This is a genomic window from Sulfitobacter sp. 1A12056 (assembly GCF_043558125.1).
Taxonomy (GTDB): domain Bacteria; phylum Pseudomonadota; class Alphaproteobacteria; order Rhodobacterales; family Rhodobacteraceae; genus Sulfitobacter; species Sulfitobacter faviae.
In genome coordinates this window covers 109,216-132,358 of sequence record NZ_JBIFFY010000008.1, presented here as the reverse complement: position 1 = coordinate 132,358, position 23,143 = coordinate 109,216, and the positions used below count along the sequence as shown (strand labels likewise).

23 protein-coding genes are annotated in these 23,143 nt (G+C 59.8%); 4 read left to right on the top strand and 19 right to left on the bottom strand.

Annotated elements, in window-relative coordinates; translation table 11 throughout:
* Window positions 1-2 precede the first annotated feature (2 nt).
* Window positions 3-479: a hypothetical protein gene (locus tag ACGYLD_RS14830; RefSeq protein WP_292069321.1), complete on the top strand. Its 477-nt coding sequence runs from the start codon at window positions 3-5 to the stop codon at window positions 477-479.
* Window positions 480-711: 232 nt separating this feature from the next.
* Here ACGYLD_RS14830 and ACGYLD_RS14825 read toward each other — a convergent pair whose 3' ends face one another.
* The 8 genes from ACGYLD_RS14825 to ctlX form a co-directional block, all read right to left on the bottom strand.
* The gene (locus ACGYLD_RS14825; RefSeq protein ID WP_394402998.1) at window positions 712-1,440 is read right to left on the bottom strand and encodes a DUF736 family protein; all 729 of its coding nucleotides are present in this window, start codon (window positions 1,438-1,440) and stop codon (window positions 712-714) included.
* Window positions 1,441-1,564: 124 nt separating this feature from the next.
* Complete coding sequence (locus ACGYLD_RS14820) at window positions 1,565-1,867, bottom strand: hypothetical protein (RefSeq protein WP_203212336.1); 303 nt, start codon at window positions 1,865-1,867, stop codon at window positions 1,565-1,567.
* A gap of 100 nt (window positions 1,868-1,967) precedes the next feature.
* Window positions 1,968-2,429 carry a DUF6915 family protein gene (locus ACGYLD_RS14815; protein ID WP_203212335.1) on the bottom strand — a complete coding sequence of 154 codons (462 nt, stop codon included), beginning with the start codon at window positions 2,427-2,429 and terminating at the stop codon, window positions 1,968-1,970.
* A 1-nt stretch (window position 2,430) separates the two neighbouring features.
* The gene (locus ACGYLD_RS14810; RefSeq protein ID WP_394402995.1) at window positions 2,431-2,817 is read right to left on the bottom strand and encodes a DUF6878 family protein; all 387 of its coding nucleotides are present in this window, start codon (window positions 2,815-2,817) and stop codon (window positions 2,431-2,433) included.
* A 122-nt stretch (window positions 2,818-2,939) separates the two neighbouring features.
* Window positions 2,940-7,202 carry a strawberry notch-like NTP hydrolase domain-containing protein gene (locus ACGYLD_RS14805; RefSeq protein ID WP_394402993.1) on the bottom strand — a complete coding sequence of 1,421 codons (4,263 nt, stop codon included), beginning with the start codon at window positions 7,200-7,202 and terminating at the stop codon, window positions 2,940-2,942.
* A 268-nt stretch (window positions 7,203-7,470) separates the two neighbouring features.
* The gene (locus ACGYLD_RS14800) at window positions 7,471-7,617 is read right to left on the bottom strand and encodes a hypothetical protein (RefSeq protein WP_156505811.1); all 147 of its coding nucleotides are present in this window, start codon (window positions 7,615-7,617) and stop codon (window positions 7,471-7,473) included.
* Window positions 7,618-8,029: 412 nt separating this feature from the next.
* Window positions 8,030-9,079: an ornithine cyclodeaminase gene (locus ACGYLD_RS14795; protein ID WP_394402991.1), complete on the bottom strand. Its 1,050-nt coding sequence runs from the start codon at window positions 9,077-9,079 to the stop codon at window positions 8,030-8,032.
* A gap of 10 nt (window positions 9,080-9,089) precedes the next feature.
* Window positions 9,090-10,028 carry a citrulline utilization hydrolase CtlX gene (gene ctlX / locus ACGYLD_RS14790; protein WP_394402989.1) on the bottom strand — a complete coding sequence of 313 codons (939 nt, stop codon included), beginning with the start codon at window positions 10,026-10,028 and terminating at the stop codon, window positions 9,090-9,092.
* Between the two features lie 128 nt (window positions 10,029-10,156).
* On the opposite strand from ctlX, the gene ACGYLD_RS14785 reads away from it, so the two are divergent.
* Window positions 10,157-10,582: an Lrp/AsnC family transcriptional regulator gene (locus ACGYLD_RS14785; protein ID WP_394402987.1), complete on the top strand. Its 426-nt coding sequence runs from the start codon at window positions 10,157-10,159 to the stop codon at window positions 10,580-10,582.
* Between the two features lie 301 nt (window positions 10,583-10,883).
* Here the strand turns inward: ACGYLD_RS14785 and ACGYLD_RS14780 are convergent, their stop codons facing one another.
* From ACGYLD_RS14780 to ACGYLD_RS14755, 6 genes are all read right to left on the bottom strand, one after another.
* Complete coding sequence (locus tag ACGYLD_RS14780) at window positions 10,884-11,402, bottom strand: type II toxin-antitoxin system YhaV family toxin (protein WP_394402985.1); 519 nt, start codon at window positions 11,400-11,402, stop codon at window positions 10,884-10,886.
* Window positions 11,399-11,725: a type II toxin-antitoxin system PrlF family antitoxin gene (locus ACGYLD_RS14775; RefSeq protein WP_005668772.1), complete on the bottom strand. Its 327-nt coding sequence runs from the start codon at window positions 11,723-11,725 to the stop codon at window positions 11,399-11,401. The genes ACGYLD_RS14780 and ACGYLD_RS14775 overlap by 4 nt, the downstream gene beginning before the upstream one ends.
* A 124-nt stretch (window positions 11,726-11,849) precedes the next feature.
* Entirely contained in the window at window positions 11,850-12,503 is a 654-nt protein-coding gene (locus ACGYLD_RS14770) for a DUF6927 domain-containing protein (protein ID WP_394402983.1), read from the bottom strand.
* Window positions 12,504-12,605: 102 nt separating this feature from the next.
* Entirely contained in the window at window positions 12,606-13,199 is a 594-nt protein-coding gene (locus ACGYLD_RS14765) for a regulator (RefSeq protein ID WP_394402981.1), read from the bottom strand.
* Window positions 13,200-13,274: 75 nt separating this feature from the next.
* The gene (locus tag ACGYLD_RS14760; protein ID WP_394402979.1) at window positions 13,275-15,257 is read right to left on the bottom strand and encodes a ParB/RepB/Spo0J family partition protein; all 1,983 of its coding nucleotides are present in this window, start codon (window positions 15,255-15,257) and stop codon (window positions 13,275-13,277) included.
* Between the two features lie 159 nt (window positions 15,258-15,416).
* Window positions 15,417-15,806 (bottom strand): DUF3768 domain-containing protein, encoded by a 390-nt coding sequence (locus ACGYLD_RS14755; RefSeq protein WP_394402977.1) that lies wholly within the window; start codon window positions 15,804-15,806, stop codon window positions 15,417-15,419.
* 95 nt (window positions 15,807-15,901) lie between these two features.
* On the opposite strand from ACGYLD_RS14755, the gene alaE reads away from it, so the two are divergent.
* Window positions 15,902-16,366: an L-alanine exporter AlaE gene (gene alaE / locus ACGYLD_RS14750; RefSeq protein WP_394402975.1), complete on the top strand. Its 465-nt coding sequence runs from the start codon at window positions 15,902-15,904 to the stop codon at window positions 16,364-16,366.
* A 75-nt stretch (window positions 16,367-16,441) separates the two neighbouring features.
* Here the strand turns inward: alaE and ACGYLD_RS14745 are convergent, their stop codons facing one another.
* Both ACGYLD_RS14745 and ACGYLD_RS14740 read right to left on the bottom strand, forming a co-directional pair.
* Window positions 16,442-17,380, bottom strand: coding sequence for an ArdC family protein (locus tag ACGYLD_RS14745; protein WP_394402973.1), 939 nt, complete (start codon window positions 17,378-17,380; stop codon window positions 16,442-16,444).
* Between the two features lie 40 nt (window positions 17,381-17,420).
* Window positions 17,421-17,891, bottom strand: coding sequence for a hypothetical protein (locus tag ACGYLD_RS14740; RefSeq protein ID WP_394402971.1), 471 nt, complete (start codon window positions 17,889-17,891; stop codon window positions 17,421-17,423).
* Window positions 17,892-18,183: 292 nt separating this feature from the next.
* Here ACGYLD_RS14740 and ACGYLD_RS14735 point away from each other — a divergent pair, with 292 nt between their 5' ends.
* Window positions 18,184-19,386 carry a Fic family protein gene (locus ACGYLD_RS14735; protein WP_394402969.1) on the top strand — a complete coding sequence of 401 codons (1,203 nt, stop codon included), beginning with the start codon at window positions 18,184-18,186 and terminating at the stop codon, window positions 19,384-19,386.
* Window positions 19,387-19,598: 212 nt separating this feature from the next.
* On the opposite strand, the gene repC is transcribed toward ACGYLD_RS14735, so the two are convergent.
* From repC to repA, 3 genes are all read right to left on the bottom strand, one after another.
* Complete coding sequence (gene repC / locus ACGYLD_RS14730; protein ID WP_394402967.1) at window positions 19,599-20,654, bottom strand: plasmid replication protein RepC; 1,056 nt, start codon at window positions 20,652-20,654, stop codon at window positions 19,599-19,601.
* Between the two features lie 238 nt (window positions 20,655-20,892).
* Entirely contained in the window at window positions 20,893-21,861 is a 969-nt protein-coding gene (gene repB, locus ACGYLD_RS14725) for a plasmid partitioning protein RepB (protein WP_394402965.1), read from the bottom strand.
* Entirely contained in the window at window positions 21,861-23,060 is a 1,200-nt protein-coding gene (gene repA, locus ACGYLD_RS14720; RefSeq protein ID WP_394402963.1) for a plasmid partitioning protein RepA, read from the bottom strand. The genes repB and repA overlap by 1 nt, the downstream gene beginning before the upstream one ends.
* Window positions 23,061-23,143: the final 83 nt, after the last annotated feature.

Sequence of the window (23,143 nt, the reverse complement as noted above, 5' to 3'; positions counted from 1 at the left end):
CGATGGCGGGCTCGACCACAAGAAACCCGCTGACACTGCCCCAGCAGTACCTGTTCCTGCGGAAGTCCAAGACAGTAGCCGGCGAGGGGGTGCTCGGTCCGCGCCGGTTGGAATGGCATTTTCACGCACAACCTACGCCGCTTTCCCGGACGTATCAGGTCACCCTTGTCCTCGAAAGGGACGGGACGCCGGATGTTCGTGTCGTAGATCCTGCCCTGAGGTTGCTCGCCGGTGAACGCGACCTGCCGCATATCTACCATGACCCGGATCGGCTCTGTCTCTATCTGCCCGGGACCGGACAATGGGACGCCAGCAAACGTTTGGACCTCACCATCATCCCCTGGACCCACCTCTGGCTGATCTATTTCGAGGAATGGCTCGTGTCGGACGACTGGAAGGGCGGGGGAAAACACCCTGGAGAGGATGACCCAAACGAGGGCAACCGTGCGTTGCGCCGCAGCCTTCAACGACAACGTTAAAATCCGCTGTTATCCTCATTGTATGATGTGAACCAGGTTGGAACCGAGTGACTGTGGCGGATGGTCGTTTTAGACGTGAGGCAACGGCGGCGCATGATCCTGAGAACCACAGTAGGTCGGTTCGGTACTCAACAAACTCAAGTGCGTATCTACACCCTGTCAGCACAGAAAAAGGGGAACCGTGATCCCACGGCTCCCCTTTCGATTCAGATCGTCTCCCCTCGCGCGCCGATTAGGCGACCAAGGAGAGCCCCGCGCCCGCGTCCTGCGGCTGCTCACCGCTGTCGATGAACGGGATGATCGAGAAGGTCTGCCCGCCGCGCTGTTCTTCGTTCTGCACGGCGTTGACGCGCAAGTCGCCATCAGGCGTGTTGATCAGCAGCGACAGGTAGTCATTGCCCGTGCGGCTGCTTTTGGCCATCCACGCCGAGCCGACGCGGATTGGTTTACCCCGGGGCGAGCTGACCTCGATCCGGTAATCTGGGTGGGTCTCCTCGGATTTGTAGCTGTTCTCGATCAGCATGAACTCCAGATCGAACATCATGTTGGCGATGTAGCCCGTGAAGGCGTTGTCAGCGTCCATGGCGGTGAGCTCGCCCGAGATCGAGCCGGATTTCATCAGGCCGTTCGAGACCAGCGGGATGATCTCGAATTCGCCGCTCTGGGCCGCGCGCGCTTCCTTCGTCTGCACCGCGTTGACCCGGAACGGGCCCAAACCGACATCGATCTGCATCGAGATGTAGGGATTGCCGCTGGTCGTGCCGGTCTCGTTCCAGGCCGTACCGATGCGCACCTTGCGGCCAGACTTGTTGACCGCCGTCACGTCGTAATCCGGGCTGCGTTCGGACATCTTGGCCCGTGCCTCGAGCTGGATGGCGATGTCAAAACGCGTCGAATGGATCATGCCGGTGTATTCGGCGGCTGCGGTCTCGACATTGCGGTTAAGGGTTCCTGCGAACATGGGATGGTTCCTTTTGGATTGGCCGGTGCCTGACGTTTTTGCCAACGCATCCGGGATTGCTTTCTTGACCCCTTGAGGGATCACAAATCAGAAAGCCTGCTTTCCTTTCAGCCCCGCCCACGGGTCAGAGCTGCTGTCCGAGTGGGAATGCCCCCGCGCCTCTGGGTGCTACGCCCCTCCCCTGCCCGTCTGGTCTTGATTGGTTGCCCGGATTTTCTGCGGCGTCCTTCGATTGCGCGACGAAGAACTCCGTTTCTTTTCCGTTCAACCGGTGCCCGCTCCGGTCGGTCAGACCGATGCAGCTTCCGTTCGGCACATAGGTGATGAGGTACTGACCGAGCCTGTCCTTGTGGACAACGTAGCCGGTATTGGCCCAATGCACGGTCTGCCCGGCATCAACCGCGGCTTTGATTTCATCGAGTGTCATGCGATCCTCCTCAAGAAGAATGGTGGGGAAACGACGCAAGAAGCCCGATCGTCCAACCGGGCTTCCGTGCGGCATTCGTTTGGCAAACGACCGAGACCTGTCAGGCGCTTTGCGTGGCTTGCATCGCGCGCGCCGCCATCCAATCCTTCAGGCCAAGAACGGTTCGTCCGGCGGCGACCTCGGAGGCCCAGGCAACCCTTGGGTCGCCGCAGGGATCATCGCCGACTTGGCGGTCGATATGACCATTGGCCATCCATGGCTCGGGCTGGATCCGTCGCAGCCAGTCCGCCATGCTCGGAATGCGGCCCTGGCAGTCTTCACGGATATGCTGCTCGCCGATCCAGCGCACGGGAATGTCCCGACCTGCGCTATTGGTCAGGGACACGCCGAAGACACGTTCGGCCTCAAATAGGCCTTGGGCATGGTGACGCATGGCTCGGTGCGTGAAGAGCGCGAGGTGCTCTTTCGAGGCATCGAACCAGTCATGTATGGACTGATAGTCAGACGGCACTCCGCCGAATTTCCGGGCCGAGCTTTCGGCATGATGAAGCGGATGCGCCATCTCACAGCCCCTCGTCATAGCTGTGCGAGCATTCAACGTAGCGGTCCGCATGATCGAGCGTGATGCTGTCGGCTGCTATGTCCCAGGTCAGCGTGCCGTAGCCGCCCTCGTTGTTTTCGAACCCCGGGTGATGGTGATAGGCGAGCGACCAGGCGAAGTCGCCAACCTCGGTGGCAAGCGGCTCCGGCAGTTGGACCTCCGCAGGCTGCACCGTCACATCCTCGACATTGCCGGAATCGCCATAGCCTTCGTATTCGGCGGTGACCTCGCTGATGCCAAGCGCACGTAGTTGCGCGAGCAGCTCCGTTCGGGATGCCTTCAAGGTGGTTTCGCGCTCTGCACGCCACTGAGCCGCCATTGCGGCATAGTCGATCTGGGGGTTGGTCATGGGTCTGTCCTCTCGTCTGAAGTTGGGGGGGCTGAGCGTGGCATTGGTCTGCCCGCGCCCCGAAAGCGCAGACCGGTGAAACCCAGATCCACGCCGCCCGACCGGAAGCCCGCTTTGACTTTTCAGGCGGCTCGTTCTGCCGCTCTGGCGGCTCCCTGCCCGACGATCAGAGCCAGCATGCCGGCTGTGTCGATCCCGTCCCCATGCGGTAGGAACACCCGTAGCTGGAAGGCGATGATCTCGGTGAAGCAGCCGAGGGCCTTGAGGCCGTCGATCATGCCCCGATCCGCACCAGAGAGCTCAAGGCGCATCTCGCCTGCGACGCGGCGACGGGTCAGGGTGAGACCCCGGCCCAGATCGACAGGTACGGTGGTGCCGAGGGCGGCGGTCAGCATCTCCTGCGGCGTTTGCGGATTGGAGACGAGGAAGCGGGCGCGCAGCGCGGCCGCCCCTTCTTCGCTCAGCGTGCGCCCGATCATGGCGGTCGCCCCGTCCGGCGTGACGCGGTAGATACGCTCATTGGTGGTCGGAATGTTCTTCCAGATCGGCAGCAGCAGCCCGGTCAGCAGGTAGAGCTTGGTCGTGGTGGTTTTTGGCAGGGACGCAGCCTCGGCATCCCAAAGCCCTGCAAACTCAGGCTTGCCGATGTCTTCCCAGGCAGAGGACGCGAACCGCGTCTCCTCGAGGTAGCTGAACCCGTTGGGCCGCACGGCCTTGCGCATCAGTGTGACGATATCCTCGTCATACATCTGCATGGGCCGCGCCGAGATCAGCGCCGCGCGGCCGGAAGCGCGGTTGACCATGGGCAGCTTGTCGGGATTGCGCGACAGCGCGTCATCCGCCGACAGCACGTGCACCGGGTCCGTCACCTCAAGTCCGATGATCCGCGTGACCGCACCGGATTTCGGGCAGGTCCAGAGATCCTCGGTGGAAACCTGTTCGATCTTTTCGCCAGGCAGGGTTTCCACGCCGAGATCGAGCGTACCCGCTGCGCGCGCCCGTTCGGTCTGATCGGCAATCCGGCGCATGAACTCGGCAAAGAGCGCGTTCTGCATGTGGATGGGCAGCGCCAGAACTCGGTTGAGAAACCGCTGGATCGGCGGCAGCTCTTCGAGCAGCACCCCGTCCTTGTCGATCAGCCGCAGGGCCGTCCAGTCGGTTAAGCTCTCGTAGCTCATCGCCTCGGCGCGCCCGGCGGCAAGATCGGCATAGTAGCCACGCAATGCCGCGCGCGCGATCGGGCTTTCGAGATTGTCCTCCTCGCGGAACATGCCTTGCGAGCCGGTCTCGCGCTGACCCTTGGTCAGGGCTCCCAGCTGGTCGAGGCGCTTGGCTATAGTCGAGGTGAAGCGTTTCTCGCCATGCACATCCGAGGTGCAGACCCGGAAGAAGGGCGCGCTGACCTGGGCCGAGCGATGCGTGCGGCCGAGCCCCTGGATGGCCGCGTCGGCGCGCCAGCCGGGCTCCAACAGGTAGTGCCGCCGCCGTTTCTGGTTCTTCGCCGTTTGCGCCGCGTGATAGGACCGGCCCGTGCCGCCTGCATCGGAGAAGATCAGGATATCCTTCTCACCGTCCATGAAGGCTTGGGTTTCGGAGGAATTGCTGCTGGCGGCGCGCTTCTCGATGAAGAGATGGCCGTCCTCGGCCTTGAGGGGCCGGATAGATCGGCCTGTGACTTCTGCCACGGCCTCATCGCCAAAGGCCCAGAGGATCTGATCGAGCGCCGAGGGGATCGGCGCCAGCGTCATCAGCTCCATCATCGCGGCGTCGCGCAAGGCGAGCGCCTCGCGTGAGACGACCAAGGCGCCGTTCGCATCCCGAAGCGGCTCGGCCACCATGTTCCCGTCGATCTCGACAAGCTTCTGGGCATGGATCGGGAAGGCCTGCTCGAGGTAACTGAGAACGTAGTCGCGAGGTGTCAAGGCACCCTCCGCCAGCTCGTCCTCCGGGTGCATCGCCTCGAGCCGGCGCTTCAGCAGGCTCTCTCCCGTCGAGACCACCTGGATGACGCAGGCAAATCCTTCCGCCAGGTCCTCATTGATAGCGCGGATAATGGTCGGGGCTTTCATGCCCATCAGGAGATGGTTGAAGAAGCGCTGCTTGGTGCTCTCGAAGCGGGACTTGGCCGAGGCATTGGCGGCGGAGGCATTGGTCTGACCGGAGGCATCATTGACGCCCGTCGCGGTCAGCGCCGCCTCGAGATTGTGATGAATCGTCCGGAAGGCGCCGGCATAGGCATCGTAGATCTCGATTTGGGCCGGTGTCAGCGCATGTTCGAGAACGTCGTATTCCACGCCGTCGAAACTCAGCGCCCGCGCCGTGTAGAAGCCAAGCGTCTTCAGATCGCGCGCGACCACCTCCATGGCGGCCACGCCGCCCGCTTCCATCGCGGAGACGAAACTCTCCCGGCTCGGAAACGGGTATTCCGGCCCTTGGCCCCAGAGACCGAGACGGGAGGCATAGGCGAGATTGTGAACAGAGGTGGCGCCGGTAGCGGAGACGTAGAAGACGCGGGCCCTGGGAGCGGCGAGTTGCAGGCGGAGCCCGGCGAGACCCTGTTGGGAGGGTTTGACCCCCCTGCCCTCTGACGATCCGGCGGCGTTCTGCATGGCATGAGCCTCGTCGAAGGCCAGCACGCCGTCGAAGTCCTCGCCCATCCAGTCGAGGACCTGGCTGAGGCGGGTTGTCCCGCATTTGCCAGCGGAACGCAGCGTCGCGTATGTGACAAAGAGGATGCCATCGCCCATGGGGATCTGCTGGTCGGGCTTCCATTTCGCGAGCGGCTGGATGTCGGCGGGCGATCCGCCGAGATCGGTCCAGTCGCGGATCGCATCCTCGATGAGAGTTGCGGATTTGGAGATCCAGACCGCCTTGCGACTTCCCGCGAGCCAGTTCACGAGGATGAGCCCCGCGCATTCCCGCCCCTTGCCGCAGCCGGTGCCGTCACCGAGGAAATACCCGAGGCGATAGGCACGTGCCTCCGGGTCATCGTCGGCGCGGGTCATCCGGGTCTGGTCCTCGTCGATCATAAACCGGCCAGGCAGGTCGCGAGCGTGCGCGTCGTTCGCCATGATGATGGACTCGAGCTGCGCCTCGGAGAGATGTCCCTCCTCGATCAACCGTGCGGGCAAGCGCAAGTCATCACTGCCCGTGTTTGAGGGCATGGGCGGGGCAACCGAGGCCATGGCGATGCTTTCGACGAGCGGGGTGGGATGTTCCTGCGCACCCGCGATCTCGATCCGCTGCGGACGGTAGCGCGCATAGATGTCCGAGATCGGCGTGTTGTCGCGCGGGATATCAAGGCTCGTGAAAACTAGCGGGACAACGGCATTGGCCCGGGGTTTGGAGGCGGCGACAGGCGCAGCGGCGGTCTTGCGCGGAGTAGAGGATGGAACGGTCAGCCGCCCGTTAGGGATCGCCGCTGCCTGTTGTACGGAACGCATCTCGGTCCGGGTTGAGGCCACAGCATCGACATATGCCAAGGCTTCATCCAGATCCCGCACAGGGACGCGGATCATTTCGCCGTCCTCCTGCACCTTGTCGAAGACCATCAGCTGGGTTTCGACAGATGTGCCGAGCTTGCGGTAGACCTGCCCCGGCATCGTCAACGCCAAGCGCGGCGTCAGGAGACCGCAGGCGCGGGACCAATGCGCGGCATCGCGTTCGGGCGTGAATCCCGGCGGCATGATCGCCACTAGCCGCCCACCGGGTGCCAGGCGCTTTGCAGCCGCGACGAGATGTTTGGCGGCGATGTGCTTGTCTCGGGAGCGATCGACCGATGAGGCGAAGGGCGGGTTCATCACCACGACGTCGGGTAGAACCAGCGACTGCAGCAGATCGTCGATATGCTCGCCGTCATGGCCTGTGACCTCTCCGCCGAAAACCGCGCGCAGGAGGCGCTGGCGAAAGGGGTCGATTTCATTGAGAATAAGCGCGGCACCGGCCCGGGCGGCGAAAGCAGCCAGGGCACCGGTGCCAGCCGAGGGCTCCAGCACAGTCTCTCCCTTGCGAATGGCTGCCGCCCGCACGACCATTGCCGCGAAAGGCAACGGCGTGGAAAATTGCTGCAACCGGATCTGCTGCTCTGACCGGCGGGTTTCCGTAAGGAGACGTGAGGCGAGGAGTTTTGCGTTGGCGATGTCTGCTGTGGCACCGGCCCCACGCAGAAGCACCTGAATGGCCGCTGCCTGCATCATGTCATAGGCCATGCGCCAGTCCCAGGCGCCACCGGCATCACTGCCATGAAACGTCTCGCGCATGATGCGCGCAAGCGATGAGCTGCGCAGGGGTTGGTGGTCGATCTCCGCGCCGATTTGCGCGAGGGCAGAGGCGAGGTCAGTGTCGGAGATTGAGAGAGCCGGATTTGCCGGTTTGGGCTTGGACATGGGGGTTTCCTTTGGATCAGGGTCTGAGTTCCAAAGGACAAAAAGCCCGCTCTACACTTTTTGTGGTTTCCGCCGAAAGCTATGACGGAGGTTGGGCAACGAGAGTGAGTGCAGAATTTCAGATCACGAGCGCGACCCGCCCTTGTCCGAATCAAAGGCTAAGTCACGCAGCCGATCGGCAAACACTTTTTTGACAGAAGAAGCGGCGGCAACCCACCAAAACACCCCGAAACGCACAAAGGTACCAGGTAAGACCAGAACGCACTGTTCAAGACTGTTGGCGGCGCTTCTCATCAATCACCGCCTGCACAAGATTCATCACGTAGGAATGCGGTGTCGCGGCCTGCTGGTCATTCAGCGCCTCCTTCACCTTGGACCGAAACCAGGCATCATGGGACGTCATCTCAGCGGTCACGGCAATGGTCCTCGAGGCGCCTATCCAGAAATTCGCCTAGGTCTCTCGGCATAGCTGCAACGCTCAGAGCGACCCGAGATCGGCGGTAGGGAGAATGGACCTTGGACAGATTGACTTTGTCGCAAGCCTGTTTGCGGTCTGAAGGCTGTTTCAACTCGGATTCCCCGTTCACGCGATGATCGAACGTTACAGCAAAACTTCCCGGACGATAAGACTCTTGAGATCTCTACATTATGGGGATGACCAAAACATCTGCGCACAGACGCCCCTTCACACCATTGCCGACGTTGGGGCGGGATGCCGCGAAGGTCTCAAACGAGCCCATTGTGACTAATGCTGCGCTTCGAATGAAAGTCCGAATTTCTTGTTGGTTTGAACTCTACCCACGCTGCTTGGCAAGAGCTTGTTGGTTTTATGGCGTCGCTCGTTGAAGCATCCCGAACAGGTCGCGCGGGTCGTCAGGATCGGCGATCAGGTCGAGCTGTGTAAAGAATGGGGTGCCTTTTACCGCTTTCGCGATGTAACGCAGGGCGCTGAAATCTTCGATGGCAAAGCCCACACTGTCGAACAAGGTAATTTGCCTGTCATCCGTGCGTCCGCTTACCTGACCTTCGATGACCTGCCAAAGTTCGGTCACGGCGTGGTCGTGGTCCAACTGCTGGATTTCCCCCTCCACCCGGGTCTGAGGCGGGTATTCGACAAAAATTGACGAGCGGAGCAAAATATCTCGGTGTAGTTCGGTCTTGCCGGGGCAGTCGCCGCCAATCGCGTTGATATGCACGCCGCTACCGACCATGTTGTCGGTGAGGATCGTTGCATATTGTTTGTCTGCCGTGCAGGTCGTGATGATCTGTGCGCCTTCCATCGCCTCCTGACCAGAACGGCACTCCACCACTGTCAGCCCTTGGGCCGCAAGATTGCGCGCGCAGCGCTTTGTGGCGGAGGCGTCGATGTCATAAAGCCGCACTGTGTCAATGCCGCAAACCGCTTTGAACGCAAGGCATTGAAATTCAGATTGCGCCCCATTGCCGATCATCGCCATGGTCCGCGCACCTTTGGGCGCTAAATGTTTGGCGGCCATGGCGCTGGTCGCCGCAGTGCGCAGCGCCGTCAACAAGGTCATTTCGCTCAGCAAGGTGGGATAGCCGCTTTCCACCTCGGCCAACAGGCCAAAGGCGGTCACGGTCTGAAGACCCTCGGCAGTGTTCTTGGGGTGGCCGTTCACGTATTTGAACCCATAGGTTTCGCCATCTGAGGTCGGCATCAGCTCGATCACCCCCACATCGGAATGCGACGCTACGCGGGGCGTTTTGTCAAACAGGGGCCAGCGGCGGAAATCGGCTTCGATCTCGCTGGCCAGATCGGTCAGCACCTGTTCGATGCCGATATGATGCACGAGCCCCATCATGTGTTCGACCGAGACAAAGGGCACATAGGCGCGTTTGGAAGGCGTAAGAGACATGGGAACCTCGTCAGGCGCTTTGAGGGGAGCGGGCACTCAGATGTAGCCCGGCAATCATGCAGCGGACAGAGCCGCCGGCGTGTTCGATGGTGGGAATGTCCAGCGGCAGCAGCGAGACATGGCGTTCCAGCGTTTTGATCTGCGCAGGCTCCAGCGAGCGCAAAGCCCGGGACGACAAGGCCAAAATCAGCCCATCCCGTCCCTGCAATTCGATGGCATTGCCTGCGAAATTGGCGATTTGCGCGTGGGTCAGATCCACAATGTCCCGCTCGCCCCGGCGTAGCCGCTCGGCCACATCGCGGCGACGGACGGTATCGGGAAGCGCGCTCAGCCCGACCATTGCAAAATCGGTCCCGATGCACATTAGAACGTTGGTGTGATAAATTGGCTGGCCTTGGGCATCCACAGCGTCGAACACCACGGGTTCGTAGTTGAAATGAGTGCAAAAGCGTTCCAGCAGTATTTCACTGGTGCGTTTGGATCGTGCTGCATAGGCGACCCGTTCCAAATGGTCTATCACCATGGCTCCGGTCCCTTCGAGGAACAGATCGTCCTGCTCCAGGCCGGAATAATCAATGATATCTTGGACACGGTAGGTATGTTTCAACATCTCCAGCACATCCTGCCGCCGTTCAGCGCGGCGGTTGGGCGCATACATTGGATAAATGGCCACATGCCCGCCGGAATGGGTCGAAAACCAGTTGTTCGGAAAGACAGAATCCGGTGTCGCCGTGCCTTCGTCTTCGAACAGATGCACCCGCACCCCCGCATTCTTTAGTGCCTCGGCGGCGCGGGTCACTTCGTCCAGCGCGGTTCGGGCGACATTTGCGGCGTCTGCGCCACCGTCGGTTTGAAAGTGGTTGTCCCGCGCCGTCAACGTGTTGGGCGTGAAATGATGCGGGCGGATCATGGCGACCGACGATGGTGCCTGAACAGAGGAACGGGGCATGGAAACGAGCCTTGTGCTGCGGGTTGCACAGAAAACATAGACTGCCGTGATGGCAGTTTGCAGACTCAATACATTCGATATTTATATTCTTATTGAGCAATCTGCTATATTTGATTACAAATATTGCCATGCATATCTACGATGACCTTGACCGCAAACTGATCGCGATCCTGCGCGAAGATGGCCGGGCACCCATCTCGAAACTCGCAACACTGCTGCAGGTGTCGCGCGCTACCGTGCAGACACGTCTGGACAGATTATTGGATAGGGGCGCGGTGTTGGGATTTACCATTCGCGCCCGCGAAGATAGCGGGCCAAATGGGGTTCAGGCCATCATGATGATCGAGGTGTCAGGTCAATCGACAACCCAAGTGATACGCAGCTTGCGCGGTATAGCAGCGCTTCATCAATTGCATTCAACCAACGGAAACTGGGATTTGGTTGCGCAGCTTAGCGCAGAAAGCCTCAGTGATTTCGATCGAGTGCTCCGCGAAGTGCGGGGCATTCCAGGGATCACAAACAGTGAGACTTCGATACTTCTTAGCTCGGTATGACAATCAGCAGCCCTTGAATGTGATTTTTGCTCAGTGCTTCGACAGATTCGAGCGTAAGCCGTCGTTGGCGCAGCTGCAGCGAAGTGGCACTTCGTCCGCATCTTACCAGTTAGTACACGATGCAGCGAACGGCAGGTGTACGGATAGGGAGGGACTTCTGAGAATTTCATCGTACCAGCCATATGACACACCAATGTCGCCTATTTCACTTGGCCCAAGTATGACGGCGATTGAAACGCATAATGCCCACTCACTGGCAGCCTTAGCGTGGGAATCCGCCCCTTCGGGCATTCGACCCCACTTACCGATCGGGCGCTGCTTCAAGGGACGTCTCGAACCGCTTGTTCGCCGCCGCTGCTTCTTTCAAGAGCGCGTCAAAATTGTCAGGTGGATTGCCATCTTCCAACATCCCTTTGAACGTCGCATAGGCATCCGTCTTGCTGCCGTAGGCGCGCAGGGTCTTGTCGTCGTTCACCCAGGCCACCACGATGACCTTCGCATCGCTGTTGAACCGATAGAACAGCCGATACTGCTGGAAGAATTTCGCCCGGAACCAGTGCTTGCGGTGATCGCCGAGTGTGCCGCCTTGCCGGAAGGCGGCGGCACCCGGATCTGCCGGTATGGCCTCGGTGACCAGCTTGAAGATGGCGGCCAGCCGTTTCGTCGGGTTTTTCTTGCGCCAGGTCTTAGGATCGCGTGCCTTACGCGCCTCGACCTCGAGGGTCAGCCCTTCGAGCTGATCCAGAAAGAGCGGATGCGCATAAATCGACCATCCGTTTACGACAAGGGGCGCTTGGGCGGGCACGCTATCGCCGCTCATTCATCCTCGAGCGATAGCGGCGCATCGAGATCGACGTCAACGTCTCCGACCAGTGCTGCAAGACGGTCATGCAAAGCCCCATCGAACGCCCGAATGCGGTCCGGATGCGCCTTGATATCGGCCTCGACAAAATCGAGAAAGGCTCCTAGCACGGGATCTTCCTCGTCGCTGCGCACGGGCTCGATATAGACCCTGCCACTCGGCTCGGTGCAGTAGCGAATCTGGTCGCCCTTGCCCAGCTTGAGCTGCTTGCGCACACCCGCCGGCACGGTCGTCTGATACCGATCCGTGAGTTTCGAGACATCTTGTGCGAGGGCTGTCATGGCAGTCTCCTGAAGAAAAGGGTCTTTGCTGCCCGCGATAGGTAATGCATTTGCATTGCCTTGTCAAGACAAGCCGCAGCATCTGCTGTCGCCGGGCAGGTCGATGAACCGTCCGGCGCAGGACCTAATTTCGCCACGCCAGGAACTCCGCCAGCACCGGGCTAGCCGCACCTTTCGCGGAGCTGAGCAGCTCCGAGCCCGCAAGCGAGGCCTTCGACAGGCGTACGAGCCCACCAGTTTCCTCGATGCGGTAGCAGCGGCGTTTTTGCCGCCCCCGCTTGTAGTGCGTCGCGGTGACGATCTGGCATGTACTGCCATCGGTGAGCATCACGGGCGTGGCGAGCCTGATCTTGTCGCCTTCCTCGTAGTCCGGGATCGCAGCCCAGTCCTGGCAGCGCTGGCGCCAGGCATGAGCATAGCTGTCTGGGTCTTTCAGCTCGGACAGCAGGGCCAATAGGCTCAGTGGCGCGCGGGATTCGACCGGTCCCGCGCTTTCCTCCATGTCCTTGTAGCCCCAGCAGCCGTCATCATATCGGGTAAGGAATACGGCGGCGAAAGTGATGGAGCCATCCGCATCGGTGACATAGGTCGTGTCTTCGACAGGGGTGCCGTCGATATTTGTGACCTTTGCCGCCGCGTACCAAGTCGAACCCACCTTGCAGGCTTTGACCAGTTCCGTCTTGCGCCTTTCGCCCTCGAAGGTGCACAGCCGAGCAATCTCCGCTTTCTCATCCGCGTAGGTCTGGACGCGGCCGTCGGTGTAGAAGAGCCAACCCATCTCAGAGTCCTTTCTGTCATTGGGGAAATTGTTGTCGCCAATGTCCCGAGAGGGCCGCAGGCCCGGCAGGGTATTGGCGATGCGTGTTTGAGAATGGGCGCGTTACGCCACCCTCCGGTCATCGAGTTCCATCAGCGCATCGAGCGGCACGCGGTAGGGCTGCATGGCGTCGAAATCCTCGCAATTGCCGCAGTTCTGCACGATCGCGAAGGTGTCGCAGGCATCCTTGAGGATTACCCGGAAGGTGCCGCCGAGGCCCGAGGGCACCTCGTAGGTCCCGCCGATGAGATAATCCGCTGCGCGGCGCACGAAGACGCGGATGCTGTGGCCATCGGTGGCGAGCCGGATGGCACCCCGCCCCCGGTCGATGAGCACCTGCATGTCATCCAGGATGTCGGTGTAGAACTGGCCGGTCAGATCGCGAAACGCCATGCGGCGCTGCGCCATCCAGTCGGTGTCTCGAAACGGGTTCATGCCGTCGGCGAAGGCGAAGGACGGGTCGGCCTGCTCGGTGGTGACGATACGGGTGGCCGTGCCATCGATGCCGTTCGAGCGCAGATGCACACCATTGCCGACGATGAGGATCAGGGCCGGCCTGTACACGGGCCCGTTCCAGTTGGGCAGGAAGGTTTTGCAGGCGCGCGCATGTGCGATTTGCGCCGCGACAGCGGAGGCAGAGAACTTGAGAATAGCCATGGGATGTCTTTCCGTTGGGTGTGGGAGGGTCGACCCGCGCGGGCGGCGTGGTCCACGCGCGGGTCGCGTGATGGCTCAGGCCGCCCGCGCGACCTCGCTGTCAGGCTCCGGGGTTTCCGCAGCGGGCTCCGCCTCATCACAGGCGACACCGGCGGTCTGCATCATGGGCGGACACCAGGCGGCCACGGCAGCGCGCTGCGCGTCCGTGAGCGTGGCGAAGGGCTCTGCAAAGAGCTTGTCGCAGAAGGCGACGATCTCCTTCTTGCTCGACGGGGCCAGCGTCAAAGCCTCCTGGGCGAGACCCAGATCCTCGCCGAGGATCTTCAGGAGCCAAGCCTTCTTGAAGCGGTTGAAGAGCGCCGCATTCGGCGTCCAATGCGCGCGGATATCGGGCATGATCTCGATTTCGAAATCATGCATCAGGCTGTCGCGCTGGCGGTCCTGCGCGAAGCAGGACTGCGTGGTGCTGGCGGTTGCAAAGGCGACGAGCTTGGCCTTCTCCCCTGCCTGAAGGGCACGAAACGCCGCGAACTGATCGGCGGGCGCGCGGGTGTCATCGAGCCAAGACAGATCAAGCGCATCATGCGCCGCCGCCACCTGCTCGAGCGAGGTCTCGTCGATCTCGTCCATCTTGGCATGGCTGCGGTATTCCTTGCGGGCGTCGATCTTGATCGCCTGCGTGACACTCATGCCGCTGGCCAGAACGTCACTGACCAGCTTGAAGAGCGTCAGATCGAGCGTGGCTTCCGGATGCAGTGCCATCGCGGCCCCAAGCGCCATGGCTCGCTCGGTCTTGAGGTCCTCGGCCAGCGAGGCTGGATAAGTGATTTCGCCGGCGTCTGGGGACTCCTCCCCGGTCGGGCTAGCCGAGGAGCCGCGCGCGCCCGCCTCTTTGACGGTGTCTTCCGGGCGGACGAGGCCCACATGGAGCATGATCTGCCCACCCTGCCACGACGCGATCACCCCAGACCGGGCGAGGTCCTCGGCGCTGTAGGCCTCCTGCAGATCGCGGGCTTCCTCTTCCAAGGCGTCCACGCGCTCGTAAAGGGCATTGTAGGCACCGTCCTCGAGCCCCTCATCCTCCATCTCGAGCTGGAGTTTCTCGAGCTCAGCGGTGATCGCATCCACGCGCTTCTGGGCAGCCTCATCCGGATCGATCGGCCCGGGATAGACCCGGCCATAATCGGCCATGGTCGCGTAATCATAGCGCACCATCGCATCGGCCCAAGCAAAGCCCAGGCTCATACGGGCGTCCTCGGCGGCGGCCCCGAGCTTCTCGAGCAGAATGGTCTCGACCAGCGCGGCATCCTCGAGCACGGAATGCTCTTCCAGAAGGTCAGCCGCGACGGCACCGCCACGCGCCTCGTAGTCTTCGCGCACGAAAGCCCCGATATCATCGCTGACCTGCACGCCGCGGGATTTGAGCGCCTGACGGACGGTATAAGCCTGCAGATAGCCGCCGTCCTTCGTGAGCGCCTCGAAGACCTCGCACTGCGCCTCCTGGCTCGGGTGCTCGGCAAAGGCCTTCATCGTGTCGAGCGTGATCACCTTGGCCCGGGCCGCGGCGCGGATGTCGGGGTGGATAAGGCCATAGCGCAACCGGCCTTTCACGGCGGCCACCGTGGTGCCGAAGGTCTTTGCGATGGTCTCGGGCGTCTGGCCGTCGACCTCCATCATCCGGGCGAAAGCCTCGAACTCGTCGATTGCGTTCATCGGTGCCTGGGTGATGTTCTCAGCGAGCGACAGGGCCGTGGTGACATCGCAATCCTCTGGCACAAGACGGCAGTCGAACTTGGTTTTCGCCGTGAACCCCTTGCTGGCCTTGTCAGCGATCAGCTCCTTCAGGGCTGAATGGCGCCGGCCACCGGCGAGGACAGCATATTTGCCGTCAAGCTTCTGGACCAGTAGCGGCTGGAGCAGGCCCAGCACAGCGATACTGGCCTTCAGATGGGCGATGTTCTCGGGGTCATAGGTTTCCGGCGCGTTGCTGCGCACATTGGCGGGATGCGGGACGAGATCGCCGATAGCGACGGTAAGGGGAGCAAAGCTTGTGGTCATGGGATATCCTTCCAGGAGGGTGAGGTGTGGCCCGCGCGCTCACGCGCGTGACCAATCCCCGGCTTCAGGGATCACCACGACAAAAGGCCCACTTTCCCTTTGAGGGGTCAGCGGGCCTTCATCGTCTCAGATGTCAGGGGGGAGGAGTCCCCTGCCCTTCTACCAGTCGCGCGCCAGCATGATGGTCAGCACGCGCATGGTGGTGGCAGGATTGTCAGGGGTCTCAGCCCCATAGCGGAAGTCCGAGTCTGCTTCATAGAGATCGATCTTCCAGAACACGGTCTCTCCCCGGATCTCGACCGCCCCGAAATCGTGCCAGCCCTCGGGATCATTCTCAGGCTCGAACGTGGCAAACTCACCGGTTGCCTTGACCGCCTCGGCCATGAAGCCATCGCCGGCCTCCATAAGCGAGCGGGTGACATGCATGCGGCCCTGGATGGGTTGCGCGGGCGGCACCCCAAGGCATGCAAGCTTGCGAAACGCGTCGTTCTGCGCCGCGATCACACTCGGATCCGGACGGTCTTGCAGGGGTTGAACGGTCATGGACATGGGGATCTCCTTTGAGAAGTTGAAACACCCTTCCCAAAGCCCGCTTTCACTTTTCCGCGTGGTGAACCAAACCTCCCCAACCGGACCAGATCCAAGTGTCCGCTCAGCGTGACTTTGCTGCCGTTCGACAATCTGATCCAGAACCGCTAATCGACGGCATGCGCAAAACCATAGTTGATACACTTGCGACAGTGATCTTTTTCACGTTTGTCGCATCGCTTACCGAATTGTTCGTCGCAGGTATGGAGCCCGGCGAAGTTCTGAAGACGCGACTGACAATGATACCGCTCATGCTGTTCACAGGGCGACCGTACGGACTCTGGCGAGACTGGTTTTTTAGCACAACCAAGCCCACGGTTTCTTGGAGCAAAACTCTGATCGACGGGCTCGCCTTCTTGTCGTTCCAATTGCCCGTTTATGCCGTAGTGCTGTTTTTCGTTGGAGCTGATCGAAGCGAAATTGTTTTGCTTCTTGTATCAACCGCTGTGCTGATGTTCGCAGTCAGCCGACCGTTCGGACTGTTCCTCGATGCAGTTCGCAAAGTTTCTGGTGTGACCTAGCCTAAATTTTGGTCACGCATTCGATGTGATATTGAACTCAAAACGGCCATATTCCGCTTCGCAGCAATAGATCTGTCAGGCGGCCTCGGCACTGCGCCCTGCCCTGCCCGTCTCCGATCTGGCGATCAGGTAGTCGCAAGCGCGCTGCGCGTCCGCGGCGTGCCGGAAGATCGCGCCCTTGTCCGACCGAAGAACGCGCAACCAGTTGTGGAGGTAGGCGGCATTCATCTCGAGCGTATGCGCGGTGAAGCCGAGCGTCTGACCCAGGAACACCGAGGTCAGTTCTGCGACGATCTCCTCGCGCGCGTAGGAGGTGTTGCCAAACTTCGAGAACCCGAAATCACGGTTCAGTCGATGGGGGGCCTTCGTGGCATGGGCCAGCTCATGGGCCCAGACCCCGTAGAAATTGCGCGGGTCCTGGAACCGCGTGATGGATGGCATGTAGACCTTGTCCACGGGCGGCAAATAGTACGCCTCCGTCCCCGTGAAGACGGTCGTGATGTCGATGGCATCGAAAAACGCCTGCGTGTGCGGGATGGGCTCGGACGGGGGATGTTCAGGCACCGGGTCCGGCTCGGGATGGAAGCTATCCGGCAAACCCTCGATCTGGCAGGCGTTGAATACGCGATAGGATTTCTGGAAGCGGAAGATGCGGGCTTCCTCGGAGCGATCATCGCTATCGCTGCGGTCGTCCTCGCCGCCCGCGTCTTTCCGGCTTTGGCCGTAATAGACGACGACAGAGGATTTCTCGCCCTTGCGGACCTTTGCGTCCAACGCATTGGCCTGCGGCAACGTCATCCAGAAGGGCGAGCTGTGGCCCGCCATCACGGTCCGCATCGTCAGCAGGAAGTTGTTCACCCCCTGGTAGGGTTCTCCGCCCACGCGCAGGGGACGAGAGCTGCCCCCTGCGGTCCATGGCTTGCGCCACGGCAGGACGCCGCGCTCGATGATGCGGATGATTTCGTTTGTGATGACCTCGGAGGCATCGAATTTGGGGGTGCGGGATCGGGCCATGGCTGGCCTCCTTTCGAGTATTGGTGAGAGGGAATGGTGATCAGATTGACTGACGGGGCCTCGGATCGTTGGCGATCCTGGCACCAAGCACTTCGACCATGTCGACGTAGGTGGTCAGCGAGACGGACTTGCCAGGACCCCAGGGTTCAGGGTCGACCGATCCGTCCCGCGTCACCCGCGGCAGGTTCGCAAAGGCAATCACATCGGTGACGGGTCGGATATCGATGAAGGGCGTCCCTCGAGCGACCGCAAGAACGGCCAACGGAAAGCGCTCGATCGGCGCGAGGGTCGAGACGGTGGTCCAACCAAGATGGATGAACGTGCCGCCCTCTCCGCAAATCACATGGGCATTCGGCAGCGTCGCCGCCTGCCTGAGATAGCCGAGATCACGCAGGACCGTCTCGCGCTCGAGCCGTTGTGCCTGCCCCGTCTGGCCGGTTCGGCGTAGTTCCTTGTGTCGCCACCACGAGGCAGCGGTCGCGCGCAACACGCGCAAGACACCTATTTGCATGGGAATGCCCTTCGTCAGGAACGACAGACCGGAATCCGGCCCGGACCCATCTGAGGGACCCCAAAGGCCCTCATTCGTCAGTCACAAAACCCGAAGGACACTTTCTCTTTTTCCGGCCCCTTTGGGCACACAACAAAACCGAAAAGCCCGGCCTTCTGCCGAAGCCATTGATTTCATGCAGCAATTCCAGATCGGCAGGCAAGATCGGCAACGCATATCGGCAAAAACTTGATTGAAAGTACGAAATGTGTTTATTTTTCAATTACTTTGCAAACATGGAAGATCGGCAAAAATGCTGGAAACACCCGCCAGAATCGAACCCTGCTTCTTCGAGGAGCATATTCCTACAGAATTGGCAGACCTTTCGGTCGACATCCAGAGGGAAGCCACCGGGCTGGGACAAGGGCTGCATCCTGACAGCGCAGCCGAGCTGGCCGACCTCGTCCGCGTGATGAACTGCTACTACTCCAACCTGATCGAAGGACACAACACACGCCCTCGCGACATCGAAAGGGCGCTGGCTGGCGCCGAGCTTGAGGAAGAAACCCGCCCTCTCGCCCTTGAGGCCCGGGCGCACGTCATCGTTCAACGGGCCATCGATGAGATGCATCGCATAGGCACCCTGCCCCGCCCCACATCTGTCGAATTCCTGACTTGGGTCCATAAGAGCTTCTACGACGAGATGCCTGACGAGTTTCGGGTCATCGAACATCCCGACGGCACACAAGAGCCCATCGTTCCGGGACGCATGCGCCAGGATGACGATCGGGAAGTTGCGGTCGGGCGCCACCTACCTCCTTCATCGTCGCGCGTCGCGGCATTCATGGACCATTTCGACAAACGGTTTCAGATTGCGGCGCGGTCTTCGAGCGGACGGATCATCGCGATCGCCTCTGCACATCACCGGCTCAACTACATCCACCCTTTCCCGGATGGTAACGGCCGTGTCAGCAGACTGATGTCTCATGCCATGGCCCTCACAGCGGGGATTGGTGGCCAAGAGCTCTGGTCCGTATCACGTGGGCTGGCCCGCGGGCTAACCGATCGGGGCGAGTACAAACGGATGATGGATCTGGCCGACAGTCCACGCCGCGGAGACCGCGACGGACGGGGGAACCTGTCAGAAGTGGCACTGAAGACGTTTAGTGAATGGTTCCTAAATGTGACGCTCGACCAGATCACCTTCTCAGCAAGATTGTTCGATCTCGGCGGACTGGACCAACGGTATCGTCGTCTTGTTGCAGATACCATCGATGACAAGCGTGCGCCGGAACTAATCTCGGCGGTTCTTCGGCATGGGGCACTGGAACGAGGCGATGCGCAGATTGTGCTCAAGACGTCCGAGCGTACTGCTCGCAACACGCTGAGTAAACTGACCGCCGCCGGATACCTGACGTCCGCCTCGCCGAAGACGCCAGTTCGGTTGGCGTTTCCGTTGGATTATCGAGAGCGGCTCTTTCCAAACCTCTTTGGAGACGGTGACCTCCCACAATAACTCTAGGGATTTAGGGTGTAATGCCTGACCGCATATTTCTTCCATCGCCGGCGAGATTTCCAACAAGGCTCGCTCGTGTGTCACTTGTCCACCGCGGTGGACATCTGCTGGTCTGAGATAAACTGAAGAACCACCACGCGCCGCTAGGTGCGTTTGGACAGTTGTGGTTGCCATAAGCGCTGTTTCCCGTTCGAAGTCCACCGCGGTGGACATTAGACGGTTTGCTCATTGGTTTTGGACAGTCGCTTGATCAAAGCTAATGGGTCAAATTGGTTTTGTCTTTGACCCAGGGTGATACTGTGGAAATACGCTCCAAAATCCCTGATGCGTTTTCCGAGCTGTAGCATGATGAAGATCGCGCATGACGTTTTCTGAGCTCCTACAGCATTCTTGGCTTTCTCGAAAGTTTCTGGGTGAATGCCCATCATGGGTGCAAGTGTTCGAGCATGGTTTTCAATGTCCAACCAGTTTCTAAGTCTCTCTGTGGAGAACGATGTCGCCTGATCGCAGACTGAGGTAAGCAAGTCTGGTTTCAGGGCCTCATCGCCTATGTTGCTATCTAAATCTTTTTTTTCTTTTTTAGACTTAGATTGATGCCGGACAGTTTGTCCGTCATTGGCGGGCAATTCCATAGTTTCAGGTGGGTCATCCGGGGTAGATAAACTCTGGCATTCTGCATCTGTATTGGCGAGCAGAGCGTGGTATTCGGGGAGGCTCAGCTTCCTGCGTAGAGCTTTCCGTGCGTGGTTGATGAATGTGTTGCTGGGATCATGCTCTTCCAAATGGGCGAGCTTGGTAAGGATCTGTTTGCGAATAAATATCCGATCGCGCCGGTTATTCTCTATCTCTTGCGCGATGGCGATAAGCTCGCTCGCACGTTGGAGCAGGGGGGTGAGAGACAATCCATAACTGATGCACTCGCCGCCGGATGAGCGTACGCGGTAGCGCTTTCGGTTCGAGCTGTCATTGCGCTTGATGAATCCGAGTTCAACGAAGCGGTTGATGTGCCTGCGGAGTGTCCGTTCGTCGATCCCGCCAACGCGCTGGCAAATGGTGTAGTTGGACGCAAATACCGTTTCGCCGTTGCCAGGTTTCAAAAAGCTGAGCATTGCTTGAAGGGTCTGGATGTGGCCAGGGCGAAGCCCGAACACGCTGCGCGCGTCTCTCAGGGCCCGGAAGATGGTCCAGATATCGATTTCAGATGCGGGAATTGAGCCGCATGATGCATCTGCACCAGCAGCCTCGATTGATAGTTTTGTAAATGCCATGATTTGATCACGATGACCGTTTGGCCCACAGCTTCCCTGTCTCCTCCCAAGATTTTATCTGGGAAAAGGCAATAAAAATCGGTTCACCGAATCGGTGACTCTTGACCGGTTTGCTGGAGGTTGCTACATCATGAGTGCAAATCGAATGATGAGGGCTCTCCAGGGGAAACTTTGGGGGGCTCTTTTCTTTCTGGTCTTCGCTTTTCTCCTTTGCTCGGGTTCCTCTATGTGGCTTGGGTTAGGACCCAGAGCCGCTCTCATTCCGCCACTCATCGAAGAGTTGCAAAAGCGTAGCTTCCGCACGTTCCTCGAGCCACTGGCCGAATTCCGGGTTGTCCTTTTTGGCGATCTTGATGGCGATCGCTTTCTGATCGACTGTCAGCGTTCCGACAGTGTCGCCGCTCTCATTCTTGACGACGGACGTCACGCCGCGACTGGTCGGTTTCTTGTCTGCACGCGCCTTGTGCGAGCAAGCAGAATAGACTGCCTGAAATCTCTCGGGGCTTGGAATGTCGTCGGGCAGGGCGGCGATCACCTCTTTGGCCGAATTCACCAAGTCTACCTTTCCCGATAGGGCCGCTAAATCACCCCACTGCCGTCTTCCGATGCCATGTGCCGGCCCGATAAGCTGAACAAGCCCATCAGGCAGTTGATCGATAACGACCCGGTGGTTGGACACGCCTTGCCGGGTTAACCCCAAAGCATCCTGAATGACGCCGGGTTTGTACCCAATTTCCTGCATCTCTCTGATAAACAGAGATTTTTCGATGAAAGACGGATCAAGTCGAAGGTTGTTTTCTTGACCCTGTGCGATAAGCGAGGCGTCGTCGTCCAATGTGCGAACGATTGCCTTGACCGTTCCTCCGATTTTGCGGATCGCTGCCAGTCTACGGCGGCCGTAGATGATGCGGTATCTGTCGGGTTGGCCCGATGGGCGGACCATGATCGGCACTTGTTGGCCATGCTTGCGAATGCTCTCCGCAAGCTCGTCGATACTCGTATCTTCCAGCACCAACCGATCGCGAAGGCCATCCATGTCAATCTGACCGGGTTCGATGTCCCGGATCGAATTGGCCGTGATTTCGCGCAAGGAGTCCCGCAAACCGCCAACAGAGCCGGGCAGCTTTGCAGTTTTTTGCAGGGTAGGGGAGGGAGCCGCGCTCTCTTTTTCGTCCTTCGGAGGTTGGTTGAAAATGTTTCTGGCCATCAGCGACGCCCCCATGCCATTTGGATCGTCTGCTCCAGTTCATCGGCAACGCCGTTCACGCTGGTCAGAGCGCGATCAATCGTTTTCCTGATGAACTGGCCGGGATCAACTTCATAGACGGTTTGCTGGGTCATTCCGGCGTCAGAGATTGCGGTAGACTTCAGCATGGGTTCAGTCATGACCTGGCCGGCGAGAATTGATCTCAGGTAGCCAGCCATTTGGGTCTGTGGCCCATCTGACGGCTCATACCTTGTGATCAGGAATTTGACGAAATCCCATGTCACACGGCGTCCAATCGCTTCTTCAACGGCCTTTACCGTTTCTGACGCAAGTTTCAGGAATTGGCTCATGGAAGCGATATCCAGCATTCCTGGCACGACCGTCACCAGGAGCCCTGTAGAGGCCGCCAATGCCGTGAGAGTCAGAAAGCCGAGTTGAGGAGGGCAGTCGATCAGTACGATGTCGTAATTTGCCTCTACCTCCTCAAGTGCCAAGGCGAGGCGCTCCGCAAAAATGGGCTGCATCCGACGGGCGAGCGCGTTTGCTGTCTCGGTTTCGTACTCCGAGAGCATCAAGCCGGCCGGAACCATGTCGAGTTTGTGAAAGTAGGTCTTTTGGATCACGTCAGAGAGCGGAACCTGATCCTCATATCTCAGAGCATCATAGATTGTTCCGCCCTCGGCGAACTCGAGCTCAGGCCGAAAGCCGAAAAATGTGGTCAAACTTGCTTGCGGATCGAGATCCAGGACCAAAACACGGTAGCCGCGCAAGGCATAACGCTGTGCAAGATGAATCGTCGCTGTTGTTTTCGACGAACCACCTTTGAAATTGACGACCGATAGCACCTGAAGTCGGTCGCCATCGCGTCGACCTGGCCGATACGATTCGGCGTTCTTTCCTGTGCGCTCCAAGATGTTGCGCAATTCGTCCACTTCTTGGGCTGTGTAGAACCGGTGCCCGCGGTTATCAGTATGCACTTCCGGGAAGCTACCGTCCTTGTGCCGGTTGCGCAGGTTAGACGTGCTTACGCGCAGGAGACCGGCAACTTCGGTCGAGCTGAAACGCCGCAAGGCTTTACGCTCTTCGGGTTCGAAGGCGATCTTCATCTGCCGATCCAAGGACTCGGCCAGATTGTCGGCAAACGTGCCGATGTCAGAAGAGCCTATGCCTTGCGCATATCCAACGTTTTGATCATCCATATCCTGCCGCCCGCTCTTGGCCTCTGTTAAGGCTCTTGATCATTTTGACGACGCACAACGTGTCTGACGCAATTTGCCGTCAG

Coding starts and splice junctions, on each gene's coding strand:
- ACGYLD_RS14765 (WP_394402981.1), bottom strand. CDS start 13,199: ATGGCTATTCTCAAGTTCTCTGCCTCCGCTGTCGCGGCGCAAATCGCA.
- ACGYLD_RS14825 (WP_394402998.1), bottom strand. CDS start 1,440: ATGTTCGCAGGAACCCTTAACCGCAATGTCGAGACCGCAGCCGCCGAA.
- repC (WP_394402967.1), bottom strand. CDS start 20,654: ATGGCATTTACAAAACTATCAATCGAGGCTGCTGGTGCAGATGCATCA.
- ACGYLD_RS14780 (WP_394402985.1), bottom strand. CDS start 11,402: ATGAGCGGCGATAGCGTGCCCGCCCAAGCGCCCCTTGTCGTAAACGGA.
- ACGYLD_RS14775 (WP_005668772.1), bottom strand. CDS start 11,725: ATGACAGCCCTCGCACAAGATGTCTCGAAACTCACGGATCGGTATCAG.
- ACGYLD_RS14815 (WP_203212335.1), bottom strand. CDS start 2,429: ATGGCGCATCCGCTTCATCATGCCGAAAGCTCGGCCCGGAAATTCGGC.
- ACGYLD_RS14805 (WP_394402993.1), bottom strand. CDS start 7,202: ATGTCCAAGCCCAAACCGGCAAATCCGGCTCTCTCAATCTCCGACACT.
- ACGYLD_RS14745 (WP_394402973.1), bottom strand. CDS start 17,380: ATGGCCCGATCCCGCACCCCCAAATTCGATGCCTCCGAGGTCATCACA.
- ACGYLD_RS14795 (WP_394402991.1), bottom strand. CDS start 9,079: ATGTCTCTTACGCCTTCCAAACGCGCCTATGTGCCCTTTGTCTCGGTC.
- ACGYLD_RS14830 (WP_292069321.1), top strand. CDS start 3: ATGGCGGGCTCGACCACAAGAAACCCGCTGACACTGCCCCAGCAGTAC.
- ACGYLD_RS14785 (WP_394402987.1), top strand. CDS start 10,157: ATGCATATCTACGATGACCTTGACCGCAAACTGATCGCGATCCTGCGC.
- ACGYLD_RS14820 (WP_203212336.1), bottom strand. CDS start 1,867: ATGACACTCGATGAAATCAAAGCCGCGGTTGATGCCGGGCAGACCGTG.
- repA (WP_394402963.1), bottom strand. CDS start 23,060: ATGGATGATCAAAACGTTGGATATGCGCAAGGCATAGGCTCTTCTGAC.
- ACGYLD_RS14760 (WP_394402979.1), bottom strand. CDS start 15,257: ATGACCACAAGCTTTGCTCCCCTTACCGTCGCTATCGGCGATCTCGTC.
- ACGYLD_RS14755 (WP_394402977.1), bottom strand. CDS start 15,806: ATGTCCATGACCGTTCAACCCCTGCAAGACCGTCCGGATCCGAGTGTG.
- ctlX (WP_394402989.1), bottom strand. CDS start 10,028: ATGCCCCGTTCCTCTGTTCAGGCACCATCGTCGGTCGCCATGATCCGC.
- ACGYLD_RS14735 (WP_394402969.1), top strand. CDS start 18,184: ATGCTGGAAACACCCGCCAGAATCGAACCCTGCTTCTTCGAGGAGCAT.
- ACGYLD_RS14740 (WP_394402971.1), bottom strand. CDS start 17,891: ATGCAAATAGGTGTCTTGCGCGTGTTGCGCGCGACCGCTGCCTCGTGG.
- ACGYLD_RS14810 (WP_394402995.1), bottom strand. CDS start 2,817: ATGACCAACCCCCAGATCGACTATGCCGCAATGGCGGCTCAGTGGCGT.
- ACGYLD_RS14770 (WP_394402983.1), bottom strand. CDS start 12,503: ATGGGTTGGCTCTTCTACACCGACGGCCGCGTCCAGACCTACGCGGAT.
- repB (WP_394402965.1), bottom strand. CDS start 21,861: ATGGCCAGAAACATTTTCAACCAACCTCCGAAGGACGAAAAAGAGAGC.